The sequence below is a fragment of the Rickettsia sp. Tenjiku01 genome (assembly GCF_001653015.1).
Lineage (GTDB): Bacteria > Pseudomonadota > Alphaproteobacteria > Rickettsiales > Rickettsiaceae > Rickettsia > Rickettsia rickettsii.
On sequence record NZ_BCMR01000006.1, the window covers coordinates 59,649 to 86,175 of the forward strand.

Below are 26,527 nucleotides of genomic sequence, written 5' to 3' on the forward strand. Positions count from 1 at the left end.
GGCAGTAATAAAGAAAATGATAGCTTAACTAGCGTAGCCGATGTCATTGTGGAAGATGAAGAAGGGCATAAATATATAGTAGAAATAGATAAATCCTATACAAATCTTTTTATGCATAAAGCTTGTTTTAGTTCTAGTAGATTAATAGTTAATAGTATTTCTAAGAGCGAGAATTATTCTACTATAAAAAAATATTTCATATTAATTTATTGTATTTTCCTTTTGATAATATGAAAGCACCTTTATATCACGGTAAGACTATTTTTAGAGAAGTTGATAAAAAACACCCTATGAAATTTTCTTTGGGAGATATGAGAGGTAAAATATTTGATTTATATAATGTATTGCCAGAATATGTTGTAATATCAGTACCATTATTTAATGATGTTATAAGAGATGAATTGGATGAATGGCTATATGTAGTAAAACATTCTGAAGTTAAGAAAGATTTTAAATCACCATATATGAAGAAAGTAGCAAAACGTCTTGATATACTTAAGATGACGCCTAAAGAGCAAATAATTTATCATGCCTATATGAATAAAAGCTATAAAGAGTTTGATTATATAGTTTCTGCTGAAGAAAAAGGTAGAGCACAAGGTATGGCAAAAGGAATAGAGGAGGGGAGGAAAAAAGGTAAACAAGAAGGTATACAAGAAGGCGAAGTTACAAAAAGTATAAAAATAGCAAAAAAGATGTTAATGAAAAAAAACCCGATAGAAAAAATACATGAGATTACTGAAGTATCTATAAAAGAAATAGAGCGATTACAAACAGAAATTGAGAACCTTAAAAAATAACTATCTTTAATGACAAAAATTTACTTTATAGCTGGTGAGGTGTCAGGAGACTTTGTAGGTGGTCGTATAATGCAGCATTTAAAAAACAATACAGGAGTACAACTCAATTCACCTGTATCAAGTTTTGTGAATGACGCTGTACAGTTTGTTGGTGTTGGCGGCAAATATATGGAGGAAGCCGGTAGCTTTAAAAGCTTATTTCCTATTACTTCCATAAATTTAATGGGTTTTGTAGAAATTTTGCCTCATATTTTTAAGCTTAAAAAATTAATTGATAAAACTGTGGAGGATATAATAAATAGTAAAGCTGATTTATTAATTACCATAGATTCACCAGGGTTTACTTATCGTGTGGCAAAGCGAGTAAGGAAACTTTTACCAAAGCTGAAAATGATTCATATCGTTGCACCGTCGGTTTGGGCATATAAAGAGGGTAGGGCAGTAAAATACGCTAAAATTTATGATTGTTTATTTGCTTTACTACCGTTTGAACCTCCATATTTTACTAAAGTCGGTCTTGATTGTAGATATATAGGTCATCCGATTATGGAGCAAGAGTTTTATAGTGATAAAATAGCTTTACGTGAAGAGTTTAAAATAGATGAGAATGAGAGAGTTTTGTGTGTTACTCTTGGTAGTAGAAAGGGTGAGATTCTAAGGCATTTATCGGTTTTTGTTTCTTCTATTGAAGAAATATTCAAGAGTTGTAATAATCTTAAAGTTATATTTACTCTTGCAAATCCTGCTCATGAGGCAATAATAAAACCGTTTCTAGAAGATGTTAAGTTTAATTATTTATTTTCAAGTGAGAGACTTAAAACTTATGCTGTTGCGGATGTAGCTTTAGCAAAATCCGGTACTAATACTTTAGAGATAGCAGCTTCCGGTACTCCTATGATTGTGGCTTATAAAGTTAATCTTATAAGCTTTTTTATTATCAGGCTATTGATAAAAATAAAATATGTTACGTTAATAAATATTATAACCGATAAAGAAATAATTCCGGAATTTATCCAATTTAATTGCCGAGCTAATCTTATTAGTAATAAGCTTCAAGAGTTATTATTTAATTCTAAGAAAGCTTATGAGCAGGTAATAGAAAGCCAAAAAATTTTGCAGCAATTAGGATTTAAATCAAACCGATTACAGCTAAATTCAGAAAGTTTTAGACACGATGAATTTAAAGGTAAGTTAGCTAGGTATACAAAAGTACGTGAACACAGGCTTAGCTTGGAAAATTCGCTTGTATCAAGTGATCGAGATGACGCTGTACCTTCTTATATAGCTGCAGAAATTATTAAACAGGAGTTCTTAGAACCTAAAATAAAGTTGTTAAAAGAGAAAGATTAGTACTTGAAACCGGTGGTCCACAACATTTTCTGAATTATAATAAACATTAATATTAATATAATAACAAAATATATTTCCATGTTTTTTCTTATAGTATTAATTTGTTTCATTAAAATTTTTAAATCATTGGAAATTTTTTTGTATTCCTCATTGTTATCAGAACGCATTGTTGTCAAGAAACCGGATAAGTTGCCTAACTTATTTTGTAAAGCTTTTAACCTTTCAGTCTGTTCTTCGTGTTTTAGATCGGTATTGTGATCTTGTATCATAATATGTAATGCCCATTATAAGATCAGTATTAACGCCAGTAATATGCACTATGAATAAAGATGTCTATTTTTTGTTTGTAATAAAAATTCTAACTTTTCATTTTACAGGAGTATACTATTGTTATAGTAAATTGGTTTGCGTTATTAATTTGTTGCTCATTAGTTATCTCATTTTAATTACCAAATATTAAAACTATTGATTGATTTAGCACAAACTATATAATTTAAATTTAGCAAAAAGTTAGTTTTACTATATGCTATTTCAAATGTCAAGAAAAAAACCACATTTCATGGTAATTATTTTTATCAATATTTCTAAGCCTTATAAAAATAATAGTTATTATGTTAAACAACCTATTAAAAACTAAACTTTTTTTAGTTATAGTATCTCTAACTATATTTATTACTTTGCTAAATTTTAGTATATTTTATATTTTTGTGCCGGGTGATCTTACTCAAAATAAAACGATAATTATTGAACCTAAATTATCCGTAAATCAAATAGTTACAAAACTTTATTCTAATGAAGTAATCAAATATCCAAGAATTTTTAAGGTAATTGCTAAAATTTATTCTATAAAAAGACCTCTTAAAAGTGGTGAATATGTGTTTACTCGTAATATATCGCCTCTGCAAACTTTAAGAATATTAGCAAGCGGTAAATCTATAATACACAAGATAATTGTCCCGGAAGGTACGGTAGTTAGTGAGGTTATAAAGAAAATTAATGAAGAAAGTCGATTACTTGGAGAAATAAAAGGGATAATCCCTGAAGGTTTTTTAATGCCTTCCACGTATTTTTTTTCTTACGGTGATCAAAAAGAGCAGATAATTGATCACATGAGAAATTTAATGTCTGCTAATTTAGATAAAGTAATGCAAAATCTTGCACCGGATTCTCCATTAAAAACTAGACTTGAGGTATTAACGCTAGCTTCGATAATTGAAAAAGAAGCCGGCTCAAATGCAGAAAAGCCTATTATAGCAGCAGTATTCATTAATCGTTTAAAGAAAAATATGAAGCTACAAGCCGATTCGACTACTATATATGCTTTGACTGAAGGAAAATTTAAATTAGCAAGAGCTTTAACAAAAAAAGATTTATTGCAAGAACTACCCTATAATACTTATTATATAAAAGGTTTACCACCCGGTCCGATTTCTTGTCCGTCGTTAAAATCTTTAGAAGCAGTGGTAAAATCTGCTAAAACGGATGCATTATTTTTTGTAGTTGACGGTAAAGGCGGGCATAATTTTTCTAACAATCTTAATGATCATAATAGATTTGTTGAAACTTATCGAAAAAGTTTGATTAAAGTACCTGAGCCGGCAATTGATCCTGAAAAACCATCTACTCGATGAACTTCAAAATTGGCTACGTCGTCTTATAAGAGCTGTGGTGCTCATGTATTAAGTATACGCTCCGCTCCTTGCCTTATAGACTCCTTGCTCTTTTTGAAGTTGATTTGCGTATATTTTTATCTACTTAAGGGATGTTATCATGAATAATAGTGAATTTAGTAAAATAGCTGAGACAACAATTGCATATATAGCAGAAAAGATAGAAGAGCAGGATAAAGAAGCAAGTATAGATGTAGATTTACAAGGCGATATATTAAACCTTGATACTGATAAAGGGGTATATGTAATAAATAAACAAAGTGCCGCCAAAGAAATTTGGTTGTCGTCGCCGGTTAGCGGTCCTTATCATTTTTTTTATGAACAAGGCGAATGGACAAATAGAGCAGGGCTTGAATTAATGGCTATTTTAACTGAAGAACTTAATATTAAATTTGATACTTCGCCACACTTGAAAAATTAGCAACAATGTCTTTGTAAGACCTCGGATGCTGAACGTTTAATATACGCCCCGCTCCTCGGCTGACAGACCGATTACTCTTTTCCAAGTTAAACTTCGTATCACTACTCTTCATTTTACTTCGGAGTATATATGAAAGATTTTGAAACTGCCGATAGTGCCGAAAAAGTTTATGATTTAATAATAAAAAATGCTCCTACTCGTGCATCTATATTCATTGATGTTGACGATACGCTTATAACTCCTAAATCAAAAACTTTTAAGCAGCCGCCTTATAATCAAATAATTGATAGAATTAAGGAAAATAAAAGTAGTTATGACAATTATGAGGAAATTATCAGTAATTGGCGTTTGCAGCGAAAAGTAATATTAATTGATGAAGAGTGGGTAGAAGTTATAAACAAGCTCAAGGAAAAGTTTTCGGTTTATGGTCTTACACAAATGAATACGGGAGCATTCGGCAATATTCCTTCTATGCAAGATTGGCGATATAAAGAACTAAAAGAGCTGGGTATCGAATTTTCAGATAATGAAAAATTAGCAATTTATAATTCAGGACAAAAGGATGATGCTATTTTTTATAAAGGTATATTTATAACCGGTAATCACTCAAAAAGTGGTACTTTATCAAAATTTTCTGAAGAGCTAAATGCTAGTTTTATTGTATTTGTTGATGATCGTGCGAAGCATATTGAAGATGTAGGAGATTATTGTAAAAAGAATAAAATAGGTTTTTTAGACATTTTATTTGACGGGCTTAAAAATTTAGCAGGCGAACCTGATCCTACACTTGCCGAATTTTAAGAATCATATTTAATAGAAAACGCTAAATGGCTTGAAGACATAGAAGCTTATGGGCTAATGGTCAGGAAGTAATAATTAAATAGAATACATGCATACATAGATATCGTCATTGCGAGCAGCAATATAGGCGGTGTGGCAATCCATAAAAAATAATAAAAATTCTGTAAATCAGAATTCTAATGTCAAATCTAGTATCCGCAAATACTTATAGGCAGATACATTACAAAATAACACCTTTGTCTAATACATCTGTTTCATATCAAAGTTGAGACGGAAATAATCGGCAATATGAGTGGTGAGGTTGTTTTAGATTTACCCTATGCATGGGCAAATGCCTACATATTACAAGCAAATCAAAAATGTTAAGCTAGAATATCCTATTGGAAAATTACAGTTTAGAAATCAAGACTCGAATAAAGCTCTTTTAAATACGGGAAAAATCAATATTATTCGTTTAAGCTACGCAATATATCAAAAAACCGGTAATCCTTGTGATATCCACGAAGCAATAATTAGACAAAATTTAATTCATTCACCGGGTTATGGGCTTTTTGCTACTCCCGGTGATCTCAATGGAAATGATATAGTAGCGTTTAACAAAAATCCTGTATATCTTTCGTTACATGGTCAATTTGATTTTAAAGATTAAGAAATAGCTGCTTATATAAATAAAATTATCAAGGGACAAAGAATATTTTTCCATGATAATGATTTTCCTAAATGGGGTTCTCCTGATCAGATAGTTACAATCAACACAATTAAAGGCGAGTTTCAATTGAGACCTGAAAGTGCTAATAAAAAAGATATATACACGGGTTCAAGCCTACTTTGTCTAAAGAAGATAAGCTAAAAATCAAAAAGTTTTTTAACAGCTAAACCTTCTTTTTATCCTAAAGTATCATTAATTTTTTAATTATTTATTAATAATATCCATTGACACAACAACATTTTAGTTATAATTGCGTCACGATTTAATTTTAAGGGGAAAAAATCATGACAAAAAACTATACGGGGCCATAAATAGCGGAAACGTCAATTACAATAATAATGATTGTAAAAACTTCAAAAAAAATATCTAGTTACTTTGACAGTGCTACAATTCATTTTCAAAATGCTACCAAAGCTGCGACAGATTTCACAATGTATGTGTTACCTTAGCAACGGAACATGCTATTAATGTGATAGAAAACGGTGCAAAAGCTGTATATTCCGTTCAGGGTTTTATTTCTGATGTAACTCTAATTATTCTGTTGTATCTACATTTGCTCAAGCAACTGTAGCAAGCCTTGCAACTTTTGTTTATTACAATCCTCTGGTTCTTATCGGTGCTTTTACCTTAGGAGCAATTTTAATTTCGCCGTCCGATTAAAAAATACAGTAAAAGCAGGACTAACTGCAGGATATGTAGCTTATGAAACTGTGGGAAGGTTTAGTAGCAGGAACAGCAGGTATAGTTTCTCTTATTGCCGATAATATTTACGGTGATACCGCAGAGCTTGCGGTGCTATTAATACTAACATGATAGAGTATTATAGTTAAAATATTGTCATACTCAATTGTCATTGCGAGGAGTTGCATGGTTTCTATGTCATTCCCGCGAAAGCAGGAATCTAGTAAAACATATAAAAACTTGTTTTTATATGTTTATTTTACCAAATATACAATTTTTGTACCAATAAGATTATTTTTACTGGATCCCCGCTTTCGCGGGAATGACATAGAGAGTCACGCACTAGTTAAACGCTTTATTATCTCTTCTCTATCAATCAAAGGTAAAACGCTTGCGATTTCCGGTCCTGATTTTCTGGCGGTTAAAGCAAGGCGAAGAGGTAAAAATAACTCCTTACCTTTCCTGCCTGTTATATTGGTTATTTCTTTAGTCCAAATGCTCCAGCTATCTTTAGTGATTTCACCTTTCGGTAATAATGCTGCTGCTTGCTTTAAATATTCCTTATCTAAATTTAGATTTTCTACATTCGGAGTTTGATGGCAAATTTTCCACCAATCTTTTACATCACGTAATTTTTGCAAGTTAGGGCTTACCGATAACCAAAAATTTTCATCAATATACTCGGCATCTATTTCTTTAAGGCGTTCTTTTACTGTATCAAAATCTAAACTTATAAGTAATTTATGATTTAATCTTTCTAAATCTTCCGGCTGATAGATAGTTGGACTTTTAGAAAAACTACTTATCTCAAATTGATTTGCTAGCTTCTCCATTGATTTATAAGGCAAGATTTGTGCTGATGAACCAAGTAAACTAAAAAAGCTAGCGATTGCCATAGCTTCGATTCCGATTTCTTTTCTAAGAGTTGCAATCTCAAACCCTCCAACTCTTTTAGAAATTTTCTCATCTTTATTGATTATTAAACTTAAATGTCCAAAAGTCGGAGGAGTAGTATTTAAAGCATCAAACATTTGAATTTGAATGGCGGTATTGTTAACGTGATCTTCACCCCTAATAATATGAGTAATATCATAATCAATATCATCAATAACTGAGCATAACATATAGGTCATACTACCGTCTGCTCTTATCACTATTGGGTCGCTTAAAGCCTTGCCGTCATATTTAACTTCGCCTTTGATCATATCATGCCAGCTAATCGGCTCATGATTTACCAAAAATCTATAATGCGGTTTTCTTCCTTGTTCTATATATTTCTTTGCTTGCTCTTCAGTTAGATTTAAGCTAGCTCGATCATAAATCGGTGGTAAACCTTTAGATAATTGAAATTTACGCTTTAATTCTAGCTCTTCAGGAGTTTCATAGCAGGCATATAATCTTTTTTTGTCTAGTAATAGATTTTTGATTGCATCATATCTACTTAAACGACTTAATTGATTAAATGTCTGATCCCAATTAATTTTTAAAAATTTTAGATCTTCCTCGATAGCGTCTTTATATTCCTGTTTACTACGCTCTAAATCCGTATCGTCAAATCTTAAAATAAACTGTCCGTTATGTTTCTTTGCATATAGCCAGTTAAGCAATGCTGCCCTGATATTCCCGACATGTAACATACCGGTCGGTGACGGAGCAAATCGTGTTATAACTTTTGTCATAAATAAGTAATTTTATTAATTGTCATCCCGTGGCTTGACCACGGGATCTTGTATCACAGTCTGTGTCCTGAGACCCCGTGATCAAGTCACGGGGTGAGAAACTAAACCATTTACGCCTGTTTCTTCTCTAATTTCGTTTTATTCTCTTCAATTAGCTTCATCGCATCATCTAAGCTTAAATTTAGAAAATCATATTTTTTTTGCACCGAAATAAATTTACCCATATATTTTATGTAAGGACCGAATTTACCGTATCCTATCATAATTTCCTCGTCGCTATCTTTATGAATACCTATTTTTAGTGGTAAGCTTAGAAGCTTTAATGCTATATCAAGTGTAATATCATTTTGGTTCAAGCTAGCAGGCACGGGGCTACGTTTCGGCTTTACTTTGCCTTCTTGTTCGCCAAGTTGAATATAAGGTCCGTAAGGTCCTTTTTTCAGATATATTTCTACTCCGTCTTTATCCGTACCTAAAACTTTATTCTCATTAGGCATAGCGGCAGGCTCGCCTTCATTCTCGTTGTTATCGTTACCGCTAACGATAGATTTTCTAAAAGTACATTCAGGGTAATTACTACATGCTAAAAACGCTCCGAACTTACCAAGCTTTAAGCTAAGCTCGCCCGTGTTACATGAAGGACAAACTTTAGATTCTTTATTCTCACCGAACAGGTGATAATCAAGGGCTTTTTGTACATAGCTAATAATCTCGGTTATTTTCTGCTCGTTTACTGATTCAATATTATGGTTAAAACCGCTCCAAAAATTATTTAAAGCAGCTTTCCATTCAAGTTTGCCGGCTGCTATTGCGTCTAATTCGTTTTCAAGTCCTGCAGTAAAATCATATTCAACGTATTTTTTGAAGAAACCGACTAAAAATACCGTTACCAAACGTCCAAGCTCTTCAGGTATAAATCGTTTTTTCTCAAGAGCAACATATTTTCGATCTTGTAAAACCGATAAAATACTAGCATAGGTCGAAGGACGACCGATCCCAAGCTCTTCAAGTTTTTTCACTAAACTTGCTTCTGAATATCTTGGAGGTGGTTCGGTAAAATGTTGATTTGGAATAACTTCTTTAGTTTTAAGCGGCTCTTGTTCTTTTAAAGGCGGCAGCATTTTATTTTCTTCTTCAGCTTCATCGTCCATACTTTCACGATAAACCTTATAAAATCCGTCAAAGGCTATAGTCGATCCGTTTGCTTTTGCCAAATATTCTTTATTTTCCGAAGCTAAATTTGCAACTACCAAATCCATTATAACATTTTCCATTTGGCAGGCTATAGTTCTTTTCCAAATCAACTCATAAAGCTTATAATAATCCTTGTCTAGCTTTGCTTTTAAGCTATCAGGAGTATAAGTAATATTTGTCGGTCTTATTGCTTCATGAGCTTCTTGAGCATTTTTTACTTTGGATTTATAAATTCTAGGGCTAGTCGGTAAATATTTATCACCATAACTTTTATCGATTAACTTACGTATATCTGCTATTGCATCATTTGATAATGTAACGCCGTCGGTTCTCATATAAGTAATAAGCCCTATAGTTTCCTTACCTATATCAACACCCTCATAAAGTTTTTGTGCTATTTGCATAGTCTTTTTAGCACTAAAACCTAATTTTCTTGCTGCTTCTTGTTGTAGTGATGAAGTAATAAAAGGAGGTTGTGGTTGACGTTTTTGTTGTTTTTTTTCTATCTTATCAACATGAAATTTTTGAGATTTTAATTTTTTGGTTAAATCTTTGGCGTTTTTTTCGTTAATAATTGAGAATTTTTCTAACTTCTGATCGTTTACGTGAGTCAATTTAGCAGTAAATAGTTCGTTATTACTATTTTGCATTTTAAGGCTAATATCCCAATATTCTTCTGACTTAAAACGCTCTATTGCATCTTCTCGCTCACATATTAATCGCAGAGCCACGGACTGCACACGTCCTGCCGATTTACATCCCGGTAACTTACGCCATAAAAGAGGTGAAAGGGTAAAGCCGACTAAATAGTCTAAAGCTCTTCTTGCTTGTTGGGCATTTACTAAGTTAGTGTCAAGTTTCCTAGGGTTTTCAACGGCATGAATAATTGCTTTTTTAGTGATTTCGTTAAATGCTATCCTTTTGAAAAAATCATCGGATTGAACTTGATTCTTTTCTTTTATTACCTCTGCAACATGCCATGAGATAGATTCACCCTCACGATCAGGATCGGTTGCAAGATATACTGCATCAGCTTTTTTAGCATCTTTAACTATGGCATCTACATATTTACCGGCTTTATCGGAAATATCATATTTCATTGCAAAATTTTCATCAGGTAACACCGAGCCTTTTTTAGCAGGTAAATCTCTAATATGACCGAATGATGCAATGACCTTAAACTCATCACCTAAATATTTATTTATCGTTTTTGCCTTTGCCGGCGATTCTACTATTACTAATTTCATCTACTTATTATAAACTAATGATATTTTATTACCAGCGTGACGCATTACTGTCCCGGCGAGTTCTAATTCTAATATTACCGTATATATGAGAGGAAGCGGTAATTCTATTTCTTTTTGTAAATATTCCAAGTCTATTATGAGTACTGCCGATAATAATTCCAATATAGCAAGCAGTACGCTGCTTTTGTGATGGTTCTTTAACATATCTAGTATTTACTGTTCCTAGCTCAACAAAATCCTTAAATAATCCATCATCTTTTTTCATAAATTCTTCATATTGCGGTAAATTAGCTACAATATCGTCTACTGATGCCACTAAATATGCTCCCTCTCTAATCAATTTATTTGTACCTTGACATCTTAGATCTAAAGGAAAGTCGGGAACGGCAAATATTTCCCTATTTTGTTCAAGTGCAAATTTTGCAGTTATTAATGAACCGGATTTTAAGCTTGCTTCTACTACCACTACTCCTAAGGCTAGTCACGATATTATCCTGTTACGCTGTGGAAAATGTTTTCCAAGCAGGGTAAAGCCGATAGGTAACTCATAATATTAAACCTTCTTCTGCTAAATTTTCAAATAGTTTTTTATTTTCCGGTGGATATATATGATCAATACCGCCTGCAATAACTCCGATAGTTTGAGAAATTGCAGCTTGATGTACGCTGCTATCTATTCCTCGTGCTAACCCTGAAACGGTTATATAACTTTCTTTTACTAAATCATTTGCAATTTTATGAGCAAAGCTTCTTCCGTTTGCAGCAGCGTTTTTGTACCTACTATTGCAACGCATTTATATAGTATGATTTAATAACTCTATAATTATTATAGCTTAATATTAGCAGTGGATCATAAATTTCAAGTAATAATTTTGATATTCCGGAGCTTTATATGTGATGATCTTAGCATTGTCTTTTTCGAGAAGCTCTAACTCTTTTGCAGCATCACTTTCACTGAAACATTTAATTGGTTTTGACTTTCCGCCTCGCAATGAAAAATCCGGAACGTTATCTATGGCAGTTGCTACATCACCAAATAATTTAATTAAACTAAAGAAAGTTTTAGGACCGATATTGCACTCCTAATAAGACGTAAAATATTAATTGTTTCAATATTATAAGATATTTTAGGAGCAAAAAATAATTCTTTCAACATTATTTAGGGTTATTTGATATTGCGTTAGTGCTGTATGTCATTCCTGCCTAGGCGGGAATCCAGTCAAGCATATAAAAATTTGTGTTTTTATATGCTTATTTTGTTAAATATGTAATTGTTTATCAATTGTTAAGGTTATTTTTTGCTGGATTCCCACTTTCGCGGGAATGATATCGAACCATGCAACAACACTAGACAAGCCACGGTAGGACAGTTTTCCACTTTAATAACACTATATTACAGCTTCTCTGCATGTGAGCTTAAATAATGGGCTATACCTTCATGTGATGGGGTAATTGCTTCCTCACCTTTATGCCAGCCGGCAGGACAAACTTCGCCGTGCTTTTGATGATGAGTTAAAGCATCGATTACTTTTAATGTATAATTAATATCACGACCGATAGGTAAGTCGTTAACTAGCATGTGACGTACTATGAAATCCTTATCGATTAAAAAAGTTCCACGCAAAGCAACACCATCTTCATTAAGTACATTATATTTTGAAGAAATATCCTTTTTTATATCGGAAACCATTGGGAATTGTACTTGTCCAAGCCCACCTTTATTATGCGGAGTATTTTTCCAAGCTAAATGGCTAAAATAAGAATCAACACTAACAGCTACTACTTTAGTACGTCTTTCGGTAAATTCACCAAGCTTATTGTGAAATGCTATAATTTCCGATGGACAAACAAAAGTAAAATCTAGGGGATAAAAAAATAACACTATATTATCCCCTGCAGCATAATTGCTAAGTTTAAACTTATCGTCTATATTATTATTAGGCATAATAGCGTTAGCTGTAAAATCCGGAGCAGTTTTGCCGACAAATACTGACATATTCATAACCTTTTATTAATTAATAATCTGATATGATATATAAAACTAATTATTATTACAATAATAAATCGTTATAAATTGCTACTTATCTATTTTCGTTCCCGAAGAAGAAGCTTTTAATTGGTTAAATATAGTTAATGCTTCGGTTATAAAACTACTTGGTTCTGAAAGATTTGCGGGTAAAATTACGGTGTTGGTATCTTTAGCCAAATTACCGAACGCACTAATATATTGCTCGGCTATTTTAAGAGCTACTGCATCACTCCCTCCCGTTTTTTGTACGGCAGTTGCGACAATCTCAATACTATTTGCCGTAGCGGTAGCGACTAAGCCTATTGCTTCAGCTTCACCTTTTGCCCTGTTAACTTGATCTGTATAAGAAGCTTCTGAATTCAGTACGATTTGTGCTTTTTCACCTTCTGCATGGTTAATTTTTGCTTGTCTATTACCTTCCGACTCTAGAATTTGAGCTCTTTTTTGACGCTCTGCCGCTACCTGCAATTCCATAGCTTTAAGTATAGTTTGCGGAGGTTGAATATCTTTAATTTCATAACGCATACATTGTATGCCCCAATTTATAGCAGCCTGATTAATAGCTGCTACAATTGCTACGTTTAAAGTTTCGCGCTCTTCAAAAGTTCTATCTAAGGGGAGTTTACCGATTTCCGAACGCATAGTAGTTTGAGCAAGCTGTGTTATGGCATAGTAAGGATTATTAACACCATAAGATGCTGCCATTGGATCAATGATCTTAACATATAAAACACCGTCTATAGATAATGTTACGTTATCGTTTGAAATAGCTGTTTGAGCGGTAACGTCTATTGCTTCTTCTTTTAAAGTATGTTTGTATGCTACTCTCTGAATAACAGGGATGAGTAAATTTAAGCCAGGCTGCAGTACCTTATCGAATTTTCCAAGTTTTTCTACTACCCATGCTTGTTGTTGCGGTACAACTTTAACCATTTGTATTATAACTAAAATCGCTATAATACTGAAAATTAATAATGCATATTCCATAATTCAATACCTTTTTTTATTTCCACTCTATATTATTTTTAATTATAAAAAAAGGATTTAAGTTAAACGGTACTTAATTTATATATTTTTTTTATCATTAAAATGGGTTTTAATTACTTTGAGTAAAGAAAGAATGCTTGAATATTCTTCAAGTTGTTCATTTACATTTTTTATTTCATTTAAAGCGCTATTAAAATCTTTTTGCAATAAATACGTTTCAGCAGCTTTATTTTGTTCTAGTGTTTTAAGTAAAATACTTTGTAAAAATCTATAATAATAGTCGTCTAGTTTAGGTATATCAGACATAATAATAAATTATATAATTAGTGAGTTCTTAATTTATATATAAATTTTTTAATAATTCAATAATTTTTAACTAGATTTACATATACTTAAGTCTTTATCTATTATTTCGGACTCTATATTTAAACAGTTAAGGATTGAATGAAATACATAATCATGGCTAATTTCGGTATTAGCATAATTTTTAATTGAAGATACTGATTTAGGATATTTGGCTTGAAAATCATCTGATACCCAAACTATAAGAGGTACGGTTATTTGTTCTGCAAGTAGTGGACCGCCGTGACCGTAATAACCATTTTCTCCGAGGGACTCGCCGTGATCAGATACATATAATAAAAATGCATTTTTATCTTTAAGCAAATCTATTAAATTAGATAAAAAAAAATCGGTATATAAAATAGAGTTATCATAACTGTTAACTAAAGCAAGCTTATCGCAATCACTTGCATCTCCCTTAACCTTAATAGGACAGGTAGGAGTAAAATACTCAAACTCTTTTGGATATCTCGCATTATAGTTCCAATGGCTGCCGGAAGTGTGAACTACTAAAAATTGTTTCTCTGAGTTTGTTAGTATTTCTTTTATAAAAGGCAATATTTTTTCATCATGATCATTTAAAGAAAATAGGGCAGAGCCGCCCGGTACTATAGTAAAATTAACGTCATTATATATATTACTGAGGTCAAAATTTGCAAAACTCCTCATTAAAGTTTGAGTACCGATCCAGGTAGTATTAAAGCCAAGATTTGTTAAAATTGATAAAAAGCTGTTCTCTTGTCTACTATTTTCAATTTGACTTGCAGGATAACGTGAAAGTAACGACGGTACGGAAAGATAGGTAAGGTTAGAAGAAGATTTAGCTTTGAAAGAAATGAGATTTTGAGTAGTCCTTAAGTAAGGAGTCGTATCTCTTTCATAACCGTTAATACCGAAATGATCAAATCTTGCTGATTCTCCTATAACTAAAACACCGATAATATCTTTATCTGACTTATCTATAAAGTTATATTGTTTGCTAATATCTATACATGCATAATTTTTTTCACCGAAATTTCCGGCAAAATTAAGGTAGCTATTATGTAAATACTGAATGGGAAAATAATTTTTTAGTATCTTAAATGAAGGAATAATAATATTATATACAAAAATAAGTAAGCAAGCAGTAGATAATAGTTTTGTGACGAATGATTTAGAATTTTCGGCGGCAAAAGAGTTGAGAGTATAAAAACAGGTCAAAAGGCAAAAAATTATCCATATTATTAACTTAATGCTGGTTAATTCATAAACTTCGTTTAAATCCGTTGAGAAAAAACTACCTATTACTTGTTTAGTAGGATTGATTTTGAAGAAATAAATGTAATAACTAGCAATAGCGGATGTTATAAATAAAAACCCCACGCCGATTTTTAACACTAATCTATGTACGCTAAGACCGAAAAATGCTATAAAAGAAAATATATAAATATAGCAAAAATCTTTTGATAACTCTAATATCCCTCTAAAGATTGTTGCTTTATAATAATCAAATTTATAAATCAATATTGCGGTATTAAATAATAAACAATAAATAAAGGCTAAAATCGCCGATAATTTAATTAATTTCGTATCTAAATGTTTCTGAATAGTTTTTAGCATAAATAATAATTAATAAAGTAATTTTTATAACTATCATGATCATAAACAATCTTCAAGAATTTTATCAGCTTTTAATACCAAATGCTCCGCTTATCGCTATTGATTACGGAAGCAAAAAATTAGGAATCGCATTATCTAATCAAGAACGTAGTATTGCTATGCCCTTCAATACTATAACCGAAATAAATAAAAAAATTGTTATTACTGCCTTGCTTAATATCATCGCGCAATATAAAGTTTGCGGTGTTATAATAGGTCTACCGATTGATATGAGCGGAGCAGTAACGGAGCAAACAAATATAGTGATGAAATTTGCTGAAGAGCTAGCAAAATCTATAAACTTACCTATATATTTACAAGATGAAAGATTAACTACCAAAGCTGCAAATAATTTTCTTAAATCGTTTGGAGTGAAAAGAAAAGACCGTAATAATAACGATGATGCAGTAGCTGCTAGTATGATTCTTGAAACCGTGCTTGATTCTATAAAAAATATTTAATTAGGAAAGAATTGAGGAGTTGTTGTATGGATCGAAAAACCTACTCAATGTCATCCCCGCGAAAGCGGGGATCAAATAACTTCAATATTGATATAGAAGTGGCATATTTGACAAAATAAACCTATAAAAACTTGTTTTTATAGGTTTTACTGGATGCCCGCCTACGCGGGAATGACATAAAACGGTCCATGCAACAAAGCCAAGAATAAATTACCTCCTATTTCACCGGGACAAATTGTACTAGCAGAATTTATGGAACCTATGGGGATTAGTCAAAGCAAACTTGCTCGTGATATTGATGTACCCGTTACTAGGATCAATAATATAATTAAGCATCATCGTTCAATTGTCGCTGATACAGCCCTTCGTTTGGGTAAGTACTTTAATATTAATCCTCGTTGGGAATATGCAAGACCAATATGATTTAGAGCTTGCAGAAGATGAAGGTTGGAAAATTACAGAAGATAGAATAAGAACCATTTCTATGGCAAGTTAATTATTTATAACTCAATATTGTTACGCACTCAAAACACTATTGTAAAGATATATTATTTATGATAGAACCGATTCGGTAAAAATAAATAAAATATACTATGAAAACATTAATTTTAGGTGTTACCGGTATGTTAGGTAATAGCATATTCAGGTTTTTAAGTAGGGATAAAAAATTTGACATTTTTGCGACAGCCCGAAATAATTCAGCTCGTTCTTACTTTTCTAAGGATTTGTCCGATAAATTAATTACAAATGTAGATGTTGAGAACCATGATGCGTTAGTTGAGGTATTTAATCAAACAAAACCCGATATAGTAATAAATTGTATAGGGCTTGTAAAACAATTGGCAGATGCTAATGACCCGTTAAAAGCATTACCGATAAATAGTTTGCTGCCTCATAGGCTAGCTAATTTATGTAAACTAGCTAATTCAAGGTTAATCCATATTAGTACTGATTGTGTGTTTTCAGGAAAAAAAGGTAATTATAAGGAAAGCGATTTTTCTGACTGTTATGACCTTTACGGTCGTTCAAAATTTCTTGGTGAGGTAGATTATCCGCATGCTATCACATTGCGTACTTCCATTATAGGTCATGAGCTAGCAGGCAATAGAAGCTTAATCAATTGGTTTTTAAGTGCAGAAGGTTCAGTGAAAGGGTTTGAGAAAGCTATTTATTCAGGATTCCCGACAGTAGAGCTTGCAAGAATAATAAGGGATTTTGTGTTACCTAATAAAGAGTTGCACGGGCTTTATCATGTTGCCTCAAAACCGATTAATAAGTTAGAATTGTTAAAATTAGTAGCAGAAATATATAATAAAGACATCGATATTATTTCATCAGATGAGCTTGTAATAGATCGCTCACTAGATAGCACTCGTTTTAATGAGGTGACGGGATATACGCCTCCTGAATGGCGTGAGCTTGTAAAGCGTATGTATGAGTTTAAGTAAATTGTCATTGCGAATATAGGCTTGTACACGGAATCCAGCATAAAGTGAGATAAATCGAGCTTTTTATGTTTGTATTTTTTATAACTGGACCCTGTGGACAAGCCACAGGATGACTACCTTAGAGTGTTTCTCGATTGACACAATGACAGAATGAATAATAAAAAATAGGTATTTATATATAATGTTTGTAGATAAAACTTTAATGATTACAGGAGGCACCGGTTCGTTTGGTAATGCGGTGCTTTCTCGTTTTCTTAAATCTGGTATTATTAACGATATTAAGGAAATTCGTATTTTCAGTAGAGATGAAAAAAAGCAAGAGGATATGCGTATTGCTTTAAATAATCCGAAACTTAAATTCTATATCGGGGACGTACGCAATTATAAAAGTATTGATGAGGCAATGCATGGTGTAGATTATGTATTCCATGCCGCTGCTTTAAAGCAGGTTCCGACTTGTGAATTTTATCCTATGGAAGCAATCAATACTAACGTCTTAGGTGCTGAAAATGTTTTAAGTGCTGCTATTAATAACAAAGTTACAAAAGTTATTGTACTGAGTACCGATAAGGCTGTATATCCAATTAATGCAATGGGATTATCTAAAGCATTAATGGAAAAGTTAGCAATAGCAAAAGCACGTATGCGTTCTCCAGGTGAGACTGTGCTGTGCGTTACTAGATACGGTAACGTTATGGCTTCTAGAGGTTCGGTCATTCCTCTTTTTATCAATCAAATAAAACAAGGTAAGGAATTAACCATTACAGAACCGTCAATGACACGTTTTTTAATGTCGCTTGTAGATTCGGTGGATTTAGTTTTATATGCGTTTGAGCATGGTCATCAGGGTGATATTTTCATACAAAAATCTCCGGCAAGCACAATTGAAGTACTCGCAAAAGCGTTACAAGATATATTCGATAGTAAAAATGAAATACGTTTTATCGGTACACGTCACGGCGAAAAACATTACGAATCATTAGTATCATCAGAAGAAATGGCAAAAGCTGATGATTTAAGGGATTATTACCGTATTCCTATGGACGGGCGCGATCTTAATTATGCAAAATATTTTGTTGAAGGTGAAAAGAAAGTAGCTCTTTTAGAGGATTACACTTCCCATAATACAAAACGTTTAAATTTAGAAGAAGTAAAAGAGTTATTACTGACTCTTGATTACGTACAAGAGGAGCTAAAAAATGCTTAAGGTAATGACGATTGTTGGTACTCGTCCTGAACTTATTAAACTATGCTGCGTGATTTCTGAGTTTGATAAATATACTCATCACATCCTAGTTCACACCGGTCAAAATTATGCATATGAATTACATCAGGTTTTTTTTGATGATATGGGAATTAGAAAACCCGATTATTTCTTAGAAGTAGCAGCAGATAATACGGCAAAATCTATCGGGCTTATTATCGAAAAAGTTGATGCAGTACTTGAGAAAGAAAAGCCCGACGCCGTTTTATTTTACGGTGATACTAATTCATGTTTATCGGCAATTGCCGCCAAACGCCGTAAAATTCCGATTTTTCATATGGAAGCGGGAAATCGTTGTTGTGATCAGCGTGTACCTGAAGAAATAAACCGTAAAATCATTGATCATATTAGTGACGTTAACATTACGTTAACCGAGCATGCAAGACGTTATTTAATTTTCGAAGGTTTACCGCCTGAGCTTATTTTTAAATCAGGTTCGCATATGCCTGAGGTCCTTGATCGCTTTATGCCTAAAATATTAAAGTCTGATATTTTAGATAAATTGTCACTTACCACAAAGCAATATTTCTTAATTAGCTCACATCGTGAGGAAAATGTTGATGTCAAAAATAATCTGAAAGAATTATTAAGTAGTTTACAAATGCTTATTAAAGAGTATAATTTTCCTGTAATCTTCTCAACACACCCAAGGACTAAAAAAAGGCTTGAGGATTTAGAGGAGTTTAAAGAACTTGGCAATAAAATAAGATTTTTGCCAGCCTTCGGGTTTACGGACTACGTCAAACTTCAAATGAATGCATTTTGTATTTTATCCGATAGTGGTACTATCACTGAAGAGGCATCTATACTTAATTTACCTGCTTTAAATATTCGAGAAGCACATGAACGTCCTGAAGGTATGGACGCCGGAACGCTTATTATGTCGGGTTTTAAGGCTGAACGGGTACTACAATCGGTGAAAGCTATTACGGAAGAACACGAGAATAATAAACGCTTGCAAGATATCGTGCCGGATTATGCAGAAGCAGGACTTGTATCAAAGAAAATATTACGTATAGTTTTAAGTTATGTGGATTATGTTAACCATACAGTATGGTTTAAAAAGTAATCCTATTCATTATTATCATATCAAAAACATGAAATGCTTTAAATTAATAAAACTTAACACTTTATTTTTAAGTGTTTTTTTACTAATAACTCTTATATCTTCTTTTTGCTATTCCAAAGAAAATTCTTATAAAAAAATAGTTTTCCTTGTTAGTACAGAGACATTCGGCGGCAAAGGCGTATACGCAATGTATAATGAGATGAAAAAAATAGGTCATGATGTCAAAATTGTAATAGTACCTCATCCTCATCCCAATATTCAAGGAGGAATAGATACCGGGTTTATTAGTAAATTTGATGCACAAGATGTGATATATCCATGCGGTAAGTATGCTTCTTATTCAAATGTTAATACAAAATGTGAAATTTCTGCACTAAAAAATTATCAGCCGGATTTTATCTTTACGCAAAATCCTTACGAAAATTTTCAAGGCTATATATCAGAACCTTTTACGGCTGCTAATTTGTATAAGAGCTTTAGAGGAACTAAAACAAAAATTATGTATATAGTCTATGGTCCGCATATCTTTCATCAAAAAAATATTGATGATGATAAGTTATCAAATTGCATAGAGACGGTATTTGTTGATTCAGAAAGTACAAAGGATATCTTTATTAGTAATTATAAATTTCCTAAGGATAGAGTTATTGTTTCAGGTTATCAACCATACTATGAAGTAAGAAATTATAATATTAAAGAAAAACCAAACTCGGAAACCATTTTATGGCTTCCTAGATGGGAATTATCATTTAAAAATAGAGATTTATATGAAGGAGGTTCTACTTTCTTAAATTATCACTATTTTTTCTATAATTATGCATTACAACATCCTAATATTCATTTTATTATAAGACCGCATGTTACACTATTTACCTATGCAGTCGGTAAAAATTACTTAAGCCAAAGTGATATGGATAATATATTAAGTAGATTTAACTCTTTAAAGAATGTTACTGTTTCTGCACATGCATTCAGGTCTTTACTGGATGATATAATGGTGTCAGATATTGTAATAAGTGACGGTACTTCATCTCTTGCTGAAGTAGTAGTTGCCGATAAGCCTATAATTTACTTAAGTAATGGTTGGAATAATGAATTTAATAGCAATGCTCTATCTAAAGAATTAAAAAAATATATGTATTTTGCTTATGAGCCGCAAGATATTATTAACTATATAGAATTTATTAAGCAAAATCATTATTTACCTTATTATGAAAATAGTAGTGGCAGAAATCAATTTAAAAAGATGCTTGATCCTGTAGAAAACCCTGCTGCATTTATCGCCGAATATTTATTAAAATTATAATAGTTTAAATAATTTATGTTAGAAGAAATTTATAATGATGGAGAAAGATTAATTCTTGGGGAAATTTATGATGTTTTAGAGGTAATGCGTCATAAAAGTAGCTATAAGATTTTTAAAAAAATTATAGAAGCCGATATACTTAATAGCCCATTAATGCTAAATCAAAAAATAAAAATTTTAGATATAGGTTGTGGAACGGGACACGGAACTTTCATGCTTAGCGATATATTAGGAGTAGAAATTACAGCAATAGATATCAGTAAAGAATCTATAATTTATGCTGAACAAAATTGTGGAGCATCTAATATACAATATATTAAATCTGATTTAGTTAGTTTTATTAAAAAGGCAGAAGAATATGATTATATTATATCACGACATACACTTGAGCATATTGAAGATGGGTTAAATCTAGCACTTAATTTTAAATATAAAAAACGATTAATAGTAAATGTACCTTTTAATGAACCGGAAGGGAATATACATCATTTAGTTAATTGAATTACTGAAAAAGACTTTGAATCATATCCGAACAAAGAATTTTTCTATGAAGGAGTAGATGGTGTAACTAATGACACGCATTCTGAAAAATCCTCCTAATTCTATAATCTGTATATCTAGTAACTCAGATTTAAAGCCTATAAAACAATTATTTAACTATCCAATCTCAGCTTGGACTCTGGAATTTTTAGAAAAGTTAGGTTTGCAATCCCAAGATATATTAAAACAATTGCTGCAAACTAGAGATGCATTTAAAAATAGTGAAGAGAAACACTAAATTAAATAATACTGTAACAGAGCTAAATAATGCTCTAGAAGAAATAAAAATTCTTAAAAATAAACTAATTATTAGTGAAGAAGAAAAATCTATTTTTCTAAAGCTCTATAGAAAATTTAAACAATAAAACTAACATTTTATAAATTTTTTTTAAAAGTTATGACAACTAGAAAAGATAAACCTCTAAATATTTATCATACTTTAGTTTCCATTATTATACCTGTCTATAATGGGGCTAATTATATGAAAGAAGCTATAAATAGTGCTTTAGCACAAACTTACAAAAATATTGAAATTATTGTTGTTAATGATGGTTCAAAAGATAATGGAGAGACAGAACGTGTAGCATTATCATATGGCGATAAAATACGCTATTTTCATAAAGAAAACGGAGGTTGCGGTTCGGCCTTAAATTACGGTATAAAAAACATGCAAGGGGAATATTTTTCGTGGCTTAGCCATGATGATATATATTATCCTAATAAAATTAAGCATCAAGTTGACATATTAAATAAATTAGATAATAAAGATACTATCATTTACGGTGGTTATGAATTAATCGATGAAAAAGGCAACTCTCTACGTTATATTAAACCGGATAGTGTGCTACCTATAAATAAACTTAATATTTCTTTATTACCTTTATTACGAGGATTAATACATGGTTGTTCGTTATTGATTCCTGCTAAATATTTTCATGAAGTCGGTATATTTAATGAGGCTTTACCGACAACGCAAGATTATGATTTATGGTTTAAAATTTTCCGTGTTGCCCCTATTCATTTTGACGAATCTATCCTAATTAAATCTCGTTTTCATTCAGAGCAAGGTAGTAAAAAAATATCAAATCATAACGAAGAATGTAATGTATTATGGTCATCGTTTCTTCACGAGTTAACAGAAGCAGAAATGATCAAAATGGAAGGTTCTCCTTATTTATTTTTAACTCGTACAGCTACTTTTTTATCCAATAATACTCCGTATAAAAAAGCCTGTGATTTAGCAAATACTATGGCTAAACAAGTACTAAATGATACTAAAATTAGTGTTATTATACCGGTATATAATAGAATAAATTGGGCAATTGAAGCTATAGAAAGTGTACTTATTCAAACACACAAAAATTTTGAGATACTTATAATAGATGATGGGTCGACTGATGATATATCAGAATTAACTGCAATATGCAAAAAAGATAAAAGAATAAAATATTTTCATAAAAAAAATGAAGGACCTGCTGCTGCACGTAACTTAGGTATTAAAAATGCTATAGGAAAATATATTGTTTTCCTTGATTCGGACGATTTATTTTATAAGGATAAAATAGAAATCCAATTAAAGTTTATGGAAGAAAATAATTTTATATTTTCTCATACTTCATATCAAAAAATAAATGAAAAAGGAAAATATATCGCATCTGTTCATTCCGGGCTTTTTAGTGGCAATGTTTTCCCTCAAGTCATACAAACTTGTCCAATAGCAATGCCGACAGTTATGGGAACTTTGACATTATTTCAAGAAAATTTATTTCCTGAAAATATAAGAAGTGGTGAAGATTGTTGTTTATGGATATCTATTGCTAGTAAAAACTCAATAGGCGGTATAGACAAAGAATTGTCTAAAGTACGAATTAGCGGTGGTACTAATACGTTTATGGACCCACATAAATATTCAGTAGGTTTAATAAATATTACTTCTTATGTTCTTAATGATTCTTATTTAAGTAGATTTAGTCCGTTTACTATTAATTTGTTATTAGCAGCTGTGACACAATTAAGATTACTAGAAAATAAAAATGCAGACTATAAAAAAAGTAATATTTCTTTTTTCAAAAATAACTATGTAATTCAAAAAATACGAACCTATTGCTTTGTGACAAAAATTTTGATTTTATTAACTATTACTTCTATAAGGCAAGAAGGAATACGTGCAACATTCTCTAGAATACAGAGATGGCTTAAAAAGCATATATAAATAACTATTCCTCAAGTATCTTAACTTTTGAGCCATCACCAATTTTAGTTATACCTTCGGTAACGACTAAGTCACCTGCTTTAATATCGTCAGAGATAATTTCAATTAGACCTTCTGTACGTGTACCGATTTTTACATATAATTGTTTTATCGTATAACCGTCTATTTTATAAATAAAATTACCTTGATTATTTCGTTGAATACAACTTTCAGGAACGGTTAGGTTTTTATGAGGGTTAATTATAAGCGTAACATCTACAAAGCTATTATGCAGGATTTTTGTACCCATAGGTAAAATAATTTTAGCTGTTAAAGTACCATTATCTGATAAGTAATGCGATACTGCCCCGATTGTACTTTTAATTTTTCCTGCAATTAAAACTTCAGTATCGACGCCAACTTTTCCGCTTAAAGATTCCGGCAATTCAATAAAAATACTTTGTGAGTTTTCTGTTCCGGTAATGCTAAAAAGATAGTCACCTATTTTTACTTCATCGCCGACCATAGACTTAATTACGCCTATTTTACCAGAGTAGGGTGCAGTAATTATCATATCATTATATGTTTTTAGAGCTTTGGAATAATTAAATTTTGCATCTTCAAGTTCGCTTTTTGACCTTTTATATTCCTCGTTGCTTACAAATTTTTTAGCGAATAAAGCTTCTTTTCTACTATAATTTTCTTGTTTTGTATTTAATAACGCTGCTGCTCTAGATTTAGTGGTTTCTGCTATGTTTTTATCTATAACTAGCAATATATCCCCTTTTTTTACTATTTCTCCTTGATGTGCTGAGACTTGTTCAACTACTCCGGTGGCATTGGCATAATAATCACGACTATTATCATTCTGGCATTGCCCTACAATATTAAATATGTCGTAAAGCTCGGCAATTTGTACTTTAGTTGCTTTTACTTCTGTAATTTTTTCTTCTTCCTTTTTACTTGCCATAGTAGAAAGCGAGATAAGTAAGGTAAAAAGAACAATAAGTTTTGCAGACATCATATATTATACTCTAAGGTGCATAGGTGTCATCTAGTAGTTTGTTCACGGCATCTAGGAAAAGCAACTAAAAGTGTATGTTGTTGTGACATTTTTAGCTGGATACTGTGGACAAGCTACTAGATGACAAAGTATACTTTTTTAGTTCCTCATCCGTTAACCATTTATATTCTTTTTCTAGAATTTCAAATCTAATTTTTTCTAATTGTGCATCAAGAATAGGTTCAGGAACGATAGCAGAACCGGTAAACTCAAATCCTTGATAGTTAATTTTTAGTTTCTTACAAATTTCTTGTAATGATAATAAATTTTCTTCTATATCATCGATAAATATTATTGATTGTGGATAATAATTTGTTTTTCGTAATACATACTCAAGCATGCTTCCTTTATCATATTCCGCAGTGTAAATTATTCCGTCTTTTAATGTAGGTTTACCGTAACCGGCATTAAAATCTTCTATTATTATCTCATCTTCTAAAGGTGAAAATTCTTGAAAATGTACCTTTAATTCAGTGAGTTCACGAATTCTCCATTCGATCATATCTTCAATTACGCCGAATTTACCGGTAGGAAGTTTAGTAAGACCCATTGCCGGTACATTTTTTTCTGTAAGTAGAGCAAATATCGTTAAGATATCTGGGTTAACAAATCTAGCTTGCCTATCTTTAAGAACAATACTAAGTAATAATTCACATTCTTTTCTAGTAAGTCTTTTTTCAATGTTCTTCATTAATTCTTTTCTATAATCATGTGTTAACCTAGATTCATCACTATCCATTACAATTACTTCATCTACATCAAAAAGCACTAAGCTAGTATTATCGGCTTGTTTTACCGCTTCTATAACTTCTTTAAAATCATGAACTTTATTTATGTTGCTATACATATTTATTGTTTATTTAATATTACTTAAGAGTCTAATTACTTCTTCTAAGGAATTTGTCATTACCTTTAAATCTTCTGCTCTAGATAAATTATGGTGACCGTCTTTAATTAGCTTCATTACTATTTGTTTGCTGGTTATTTTTTCTAATAATTTTACTGAAACATTATAAGGCACGTCTTCATCTAACATCCCATGAATTAGATGTACCGGTATATTTATATCAATCTGTTTCTTTGTCAATAATAAATGTTTTTTTGCATCTTCTATCAGTTTATAGCTTATAGGATATTTATGCTCACAATTTTTACCGTTTACTTCTAGTATTCCATCTTTTTGCATCTTATCTTGATCATTTAGAGATATATTTTGCCAAATATTTTCAGTAAAATCTGGAGCAGGGGCCACACACACAAGTCCCTTTATTTTATCAGGAAATCTTAAAGCCGCAAGAAATGCTAGCCATCCTCCTATGCTCGAACCTACTAATATCGCCTCCGTATTAATTAATTTATCTAAAATTAGTGATACTCCTTCTAACCAATCACTAATTGTTTGATCCCTAAATTGTCCTGATGCGTTTCCATGGCCGAAATTATCAAAAACAATAAAATTATAATTGTTTTTTTTACAATAATCTATTAAATAGATAGCCTTAGTTGATTGCATACTAGACATCAAGCCGTGTAAAAAAATTACAGATGGAATATTTGTATTAATTATTCTATAATTATCATAGACAATAAATTTGTCTTGTGTTTTATTATAAAGCTTGTGCATTTTAAATAATTAT

31 protein-coding genes and 2 pseudogenes are annotated in these 26,527 nt (G+C 31.6%); 19 read left to right on the forward strand and 14 right to left on the reverse strand.

Annotation, left to right across the window (positions count from 1 at the left end; translation table 11 throughout):
- The first annotated feature begins 48 nt into the window (after positions 1–48).
- The 3 genes from TENJIKU01_RS02155 to lpxB are packed head-to-tail and all read left to right on the forward strand — an operon-like array spanning position 49 to position 2,150.
- On the forward strand, positions 49–234 hold the full coding sequence (locus tag TENJIKU01_RS02155; protein WP_064429035.1) for a hypothetical protein: 186 nt from the start codon (positions 49–51) through the stop codon (positions 232–234).
- The gene (locus TENJIKU01_RS02160) at positions 210–800 is read left to right on the forward strand and encodes a hypothetical protein (RefSeq protein WP_064429036.1); all 591 of its coding nucleotides are present in this window, start codon (positions 210–212) and stop codon (positions 798–800) included. Before TENJIKU01_RS02155 ends, TENJIKU01_RS02160 begins: the two co-directional genes overlap by 25 nt.
- Positions 801–809: 9 nt before the next feature.
- Positions 810–2,150: a lipid-A-disaccharide synthase gene (lpxB, locus tag TENJIKU01_RS02165; RefSeq protein WP_064429037.1), complete on the forward strand. Its 1,341-nt coding sequence runs from the start codon at positions 810–812 to the stop codon at positions 2,148–2,150.
- On the opposite strand, the gene TENJIKU01_RS02170 is transcribed toward lpxB, so the two are convergent.
- The gene (locus TENJIKU01_RS02170) at positions 2,147–2,419 is read right to left on the reverse strand and encodes a hypothetical protein (protein WP_004996088.1); all 273 of its coding nucleotides are present in this window, start codon (positions 2,417–2,419) and stop codon (positions 2,147–2,149) included. The genes lpxB and TENJIKU01_RS02170 overlap by 4 nt on opposite strands.
- Before the next feature lie 342 nt (positions 2,420–2,761).
- Here TENJIKU01_RS02170 and mltG point away from each other — a divergent pair, with 342 nt between their 5' ends.
- The 5 genes and pseudogenes from mltG (at position 2,762) to TENJIKU01_RS10560 (ending at position 6,411) form a co-directional block, all read left to right on the forward strand.
- Positions 2,762–3,781: an endolytic transglycosylase MltG gene (gene mltG, locus TENJIKU01_RS02175; protein ID WP_010977088.1), complete on the forward strand. Its 1,020-nt coding sequence runs from the start codon at positions 2,762–2,764 to the stop codon at positions 3,779–3,781.
- A gap of 139 nt (positions 3,782–3,920) precedes the next feature.
- Positions 3,921–4,241 carry an iron donor protein CyaY gene (gene cyaY, locus TENJIKU01_RS02180; RefSeq protein ID WP_064429038.1) on the forward strand — a complete coding sequence of 107 codons (321 nt, stop codon included), beginning with the start codon at positions 3,921–3,923 and terminating at the stop codon, positions 4,239–4,241.
- A 129-nt stretch (positions 4,242–4,370) separates the two neighbouring features.
- Entirely contained in the window at positions 4,371–5,042 is a 672-nt protein-coding gene (locus TENJIKU01_RS02185; RefSeq protein WP_064429039.1) for a DUF2608 domain-containing protein, read from the forward strand.
- Between the two features lie 331 nt (positions 5,043–5,373).
- The gene (locus TENJIKU01_RS02190) at positions 5,374–5,691 is read left to right on the forward strand and encodes a hypothetical protein (RefSeq protein ID WP_227779855.1); all 318 of its coding nucleotides are present in this window, start codon (positions 5,374–5,376) and stop codon (positions 5,689–5,691) included.
- A gap of 529 nt (positions 5,692–6,220) precedes the next feature.
- Positions 6,221–6,411, forward strand: a pseudogene (locus TENJIKU01_RS10560) (hypothetical protein).
- Between the two features lie 356 nt (positions 6,412–6,767).
- Here the strand turns inward: TENJIKU01_RS10560 and gltX are convergent.
- From gltX to TENJIKU01_RS02235, 10 genes and pseudogenes are all read right to left on the reverse strand, one after another.
- Positions 6,768–8,111: a glutamate--tRNA ligase gene (gene gltX, locus TENJIKU01_RS02195; RefSeq protein ID WP_064429040.1), complete on the reverse strand. Its 1,344-nt coding sequence runs from the start codon at positions 8,109–8,111 to the stop codon at positions 6,768–6,770.
- A gap of 110 nt (positions 8,112–8,221) precedes the next feature.
- Positions 8,222–10,552, reverse strand: a complete 2,331-nt coding sequence (topA, locus tag TENJIKU01_RS02200; RefSeq protein WP_064429041.1) for a type I DNA topoisomerase — start codon at positions 10,550–10,552, stop codon at positions 8,222–8,224.
- Positions 10,553–10,756, reverse strand: coding sequence for a hypothetical protein (locus TENJIKU01_RS09495; protein ID WP_227779857.1), 204 nt, complete (start codon positions 10,754–10,756; stop codon positions 10,553–10,555).
- A gap of 166 nt (positions 10,757–10,922) precedes the next feature.
- A pseudogene (locus TENJIKU01_RS10140) lies at positions 10,923–11,018 on the reverse strand (DNA-processing protein DprA); the annotation flags it as partial.
- 79 nt (positions 11,019–11,097) lie between these two features.
- Positions 11,098–11,346, reverse strand: a complete 249-nt coding sequence (locus tag TENJIKU01_RS10145; RefSeq protein ID WP_064429043.1) for a DNA-processing protein DprA — start codon at positions 11,344–11,346, stop codon at positions 11,098–11,100.
- A 45-nt stretch (positions 11,347–11,391) separates the two neighbouring features.
- Positions 11,392–11,625 carry a DNA processing protein DprA gene (locus TENJIKU01_RS10565; protein ID WP_371440157.1) on the reverse strand — a complete coding sequence of 78 codons (234 nt, stop codon included), beginning with the start codon at positions 11,623–11,625 and terminating at the stop codon, positions 11,392–11,394.
- A gap of 320 nt (positions 11,626–11,945) precedes the next feature.
- Positions 11,946–12,548, reverse strand: a complete 603-nt coding sequence (locus TENJIKU01_RS02220) for a peroxiredoxin (RefSeq protein WP_064429065.1) — start codon at positions 12,546–12,548, stop codon at positions 11,946–11,948.
- Between the two features lie 81 nt (positions 12,549–12,629).
- The gene (locus tag TENJIKU01_RS02225) at positions 12,630–13,568 is read right to left on the reverse strand and encodes an SPFH domain-containing protein (RefSeq protein ID WP_004996064.1); all 939 of its coding nucleotides are present in this window, start codon (positions 13,566–13,568) and stop codon (positions 12,630–12,632) included.
- 78 nt (positions 13,569–13,646) lie between these two features.
- Complete coding sequence (locus TENJIKU01_RS02230) at positions 13,647–13,874, reverse strand: hypothetical protein (RefSeq protein WP_014273371.1); 228 nt, start codon at positions 13,872–13,874, stop codon at positions 13,647–13,649.
- A gap of 66 nt (positions 13,875–13,940) precedes the next feature.
- Positions 13,941–15,509 carry a phosphoethanolamine transferase gene (locus tag TENJIKU01_RS02235; protein WP_064429044.1) on the reverse strand — a complete coding sequence of 523 codons (1,569 nt, stop codon included), beginning with the start codon at positions 15,507–15,509 and terminating at the stop codon, positions 13,941–13,943.
- Positions 15,510–15,544: 35 nt separating this feature from the next.
- Between TENJIKU01_RS02235 and ruvX the strand changes: the two genes are divergently transcribed.
- From ruvX to TENJIKU01_RS02285, 11 genes are all read left to right on the forward strand, one after another.
- Complete coding sequence (ruvX, locus tag TENJIKU01_RS02240; RefSeq protein ID WP_064429045.1) at positions 15,545–16,009, forward strand: Holliday junction resolvase RuvX; 465 nt, start codon at positions 15,545–15,547, stop codon at positions 16,007–16,009.
- A 261-nt stretch (positions 16,010–16,270) separates the two neighbouring features.
- Positions 16,271–16,432 (forward strand): transcriptional regulator, encoded by a 162-nt coding sequence (locus TENJIKU01_RS09505; protein WP_064429066.1) that lies wholly within the window; start codon positions 16,271–16,273, stop codon positions 16,430–16,432.
- On the forward strand, positions 16,416–16,505 hold the full coding sequence (locus TENJIKU01_RS09510) for a hypothetical protein (RefSeq protein ID WP_064429046.1): 90 nt from the start codon (positions 16,416–16,418) through the stop codon (positions 16,503–16,505). The genes TENJIKU01_RS09505 and TENJIKU01_RS09510 overlap by 17 nt, the downstream gene beginning before the upstream one ends.
- A gap of 97 nt (positions 16,506–16,602) precedes the next feature.
- A complete protein-coding gene (locus TENJIKU01_RS02255) occupies positions 16,603–17,457 on the forward strand; it encodes a dTDP-4-dehydrorhamnose reductase family protein (protein ID WP_064429047.1) in 855 nt (284 codons plus the stop codon).
- A 181-nt stretch (positions 17,458–17,638) separates the two neighbouring features.
- Positions 17,639–18,664, forward strand: a complete 1,026-nt coding sequence (gene capD, locus TENJIKU01_RS02260; RefSeq protein ID WP_064429048.1) for a UDP-glucose 4-epimerase — start codon at positions 17,639–17,641, stop codon at positions 18,662–18,664.
- Entirely contained in the window at positions 18,657–19,790 is a 1,134-nt protein-coding gene (wecB, locus tag TENJIKU01_RS02265) for a non-hydrolyzing UDP-N-acetylglucosamine 2-epimerase (RefSeq protein WP_064429049.1), read from the forward strand. The genes capD and wecB overlap by 8 nt, the downstream gene beginning before the upstream one ends.
- On the forward strand, positions 19,750–21,096 hold the full coding sequence (locus tag TENJIKU01_RS02270) for a hypothetical protein (protein ID WP_172795016.1): 1,347 nt from the start codon (positions 19,750–19,752) through the stop codon (positions 21,094–21,096). Before wecB ends, TENJIKU01_RS02270 begins: the two co-directional genes overlap by 41 nt.
- 15 nt (positions 21,097–21,111) lie before the next feature.
- Positions 21,112–21,597 (forward strand): class I SAM-dependent methyltransferase, encoded by a 486-nt coding sequence (locus TENJIKU01_RS02275; protein ID WP_172795017.1) that lies wholly within the window; start codon positions 21,112–21,114, stop codon positions 21,595–21,597.
- Positions 21,598–21,667: 70 nt separating this feature from the next.
- Positions 21,668–21,874, forward strand: a complete 207-nt coding sequence (locus TENJIKU01_RS08815) for a hypothetical protein (RefSeq protein WP_064429051.1) — start codon at positions 21,668–21,670, stop codon at positions 21,872–21,874.
- Entirely contained in the window at positions 21,858–22,001 is a 144-nt protein-coding gene (locus TENJIKU01_RS08820; protein ID WP_172795011.1) for a hypothetical protein, read from the forward strand. The genes TENJIKU01_RS08815 and TENJIKU01_RS08820 overlap by 17 nt, the downstream gene beginning before the upstream one ends.
- A gap of 32 nt (positions 22,002–22,033) precedes the next feature.
- Positions 22,034–23,848, forward strand: coding sequence for a glycosyltransferase family 2 protein (locus tag TENJIKU01_RS02285; protein ID WP_064429052.1), 1,815 nt, complete (start codon positions 22,034–22,036; stop codon positions 23,846–23,848).
- A 4-nt stretch (positions 23,849–23,852) separates the two neighbouring features.
- Here TENJIKU01_RS02285 and TENJIKU01_RS02290 read toward each other — a convergent pair whose 3' ends face one another.
- The 3 genes from TENJIKU01_RS02290 to TENJIKU01_RS02300 form a co-directional block, all read right to left on the reverse strand.
- A complete protein-coding gene (locus TENJIKU01_RS02290; RefSeq protein ID WP_172795018.1) occupies positions 23,853–24,851 on the reverse strand; it encodes an efflux RND transporter periplasmic adaptor subunit in 999 nt (332 codons plus the stop codon).
- Between the two features lie 91 nt (positions 24,852–24,942).
- Positions 24,943–25,737: a DUF2608 domain-containing protein gene (locus tag TENJIKU01_RS02295; protein ID WP_064429053.1), complete on the reverse strand. Its 795-nt coding sequence runs from the start codon at positions 25,735–25,737 to the stop codon at positions 24,943–24,945.
- Between the two features lie 9 nt (positions 25,738–25,746).
- Positions 25,747–26,514 carry an alpha/beta hydrolase gene (locus tag TENJIKU01_RS02300; RefSeq protein ID WP_064429054.1) on the reverse strand — a complete coding sequence of 256 codons (768 nt, stop codon included), beginning with the start codon at positions 26,512–26,514 and terminating at the stop codon, positions 25,747–25,749.
- Between the last annotated feature and the right edge of the window lie 13 nt (positions 26,515–26,527).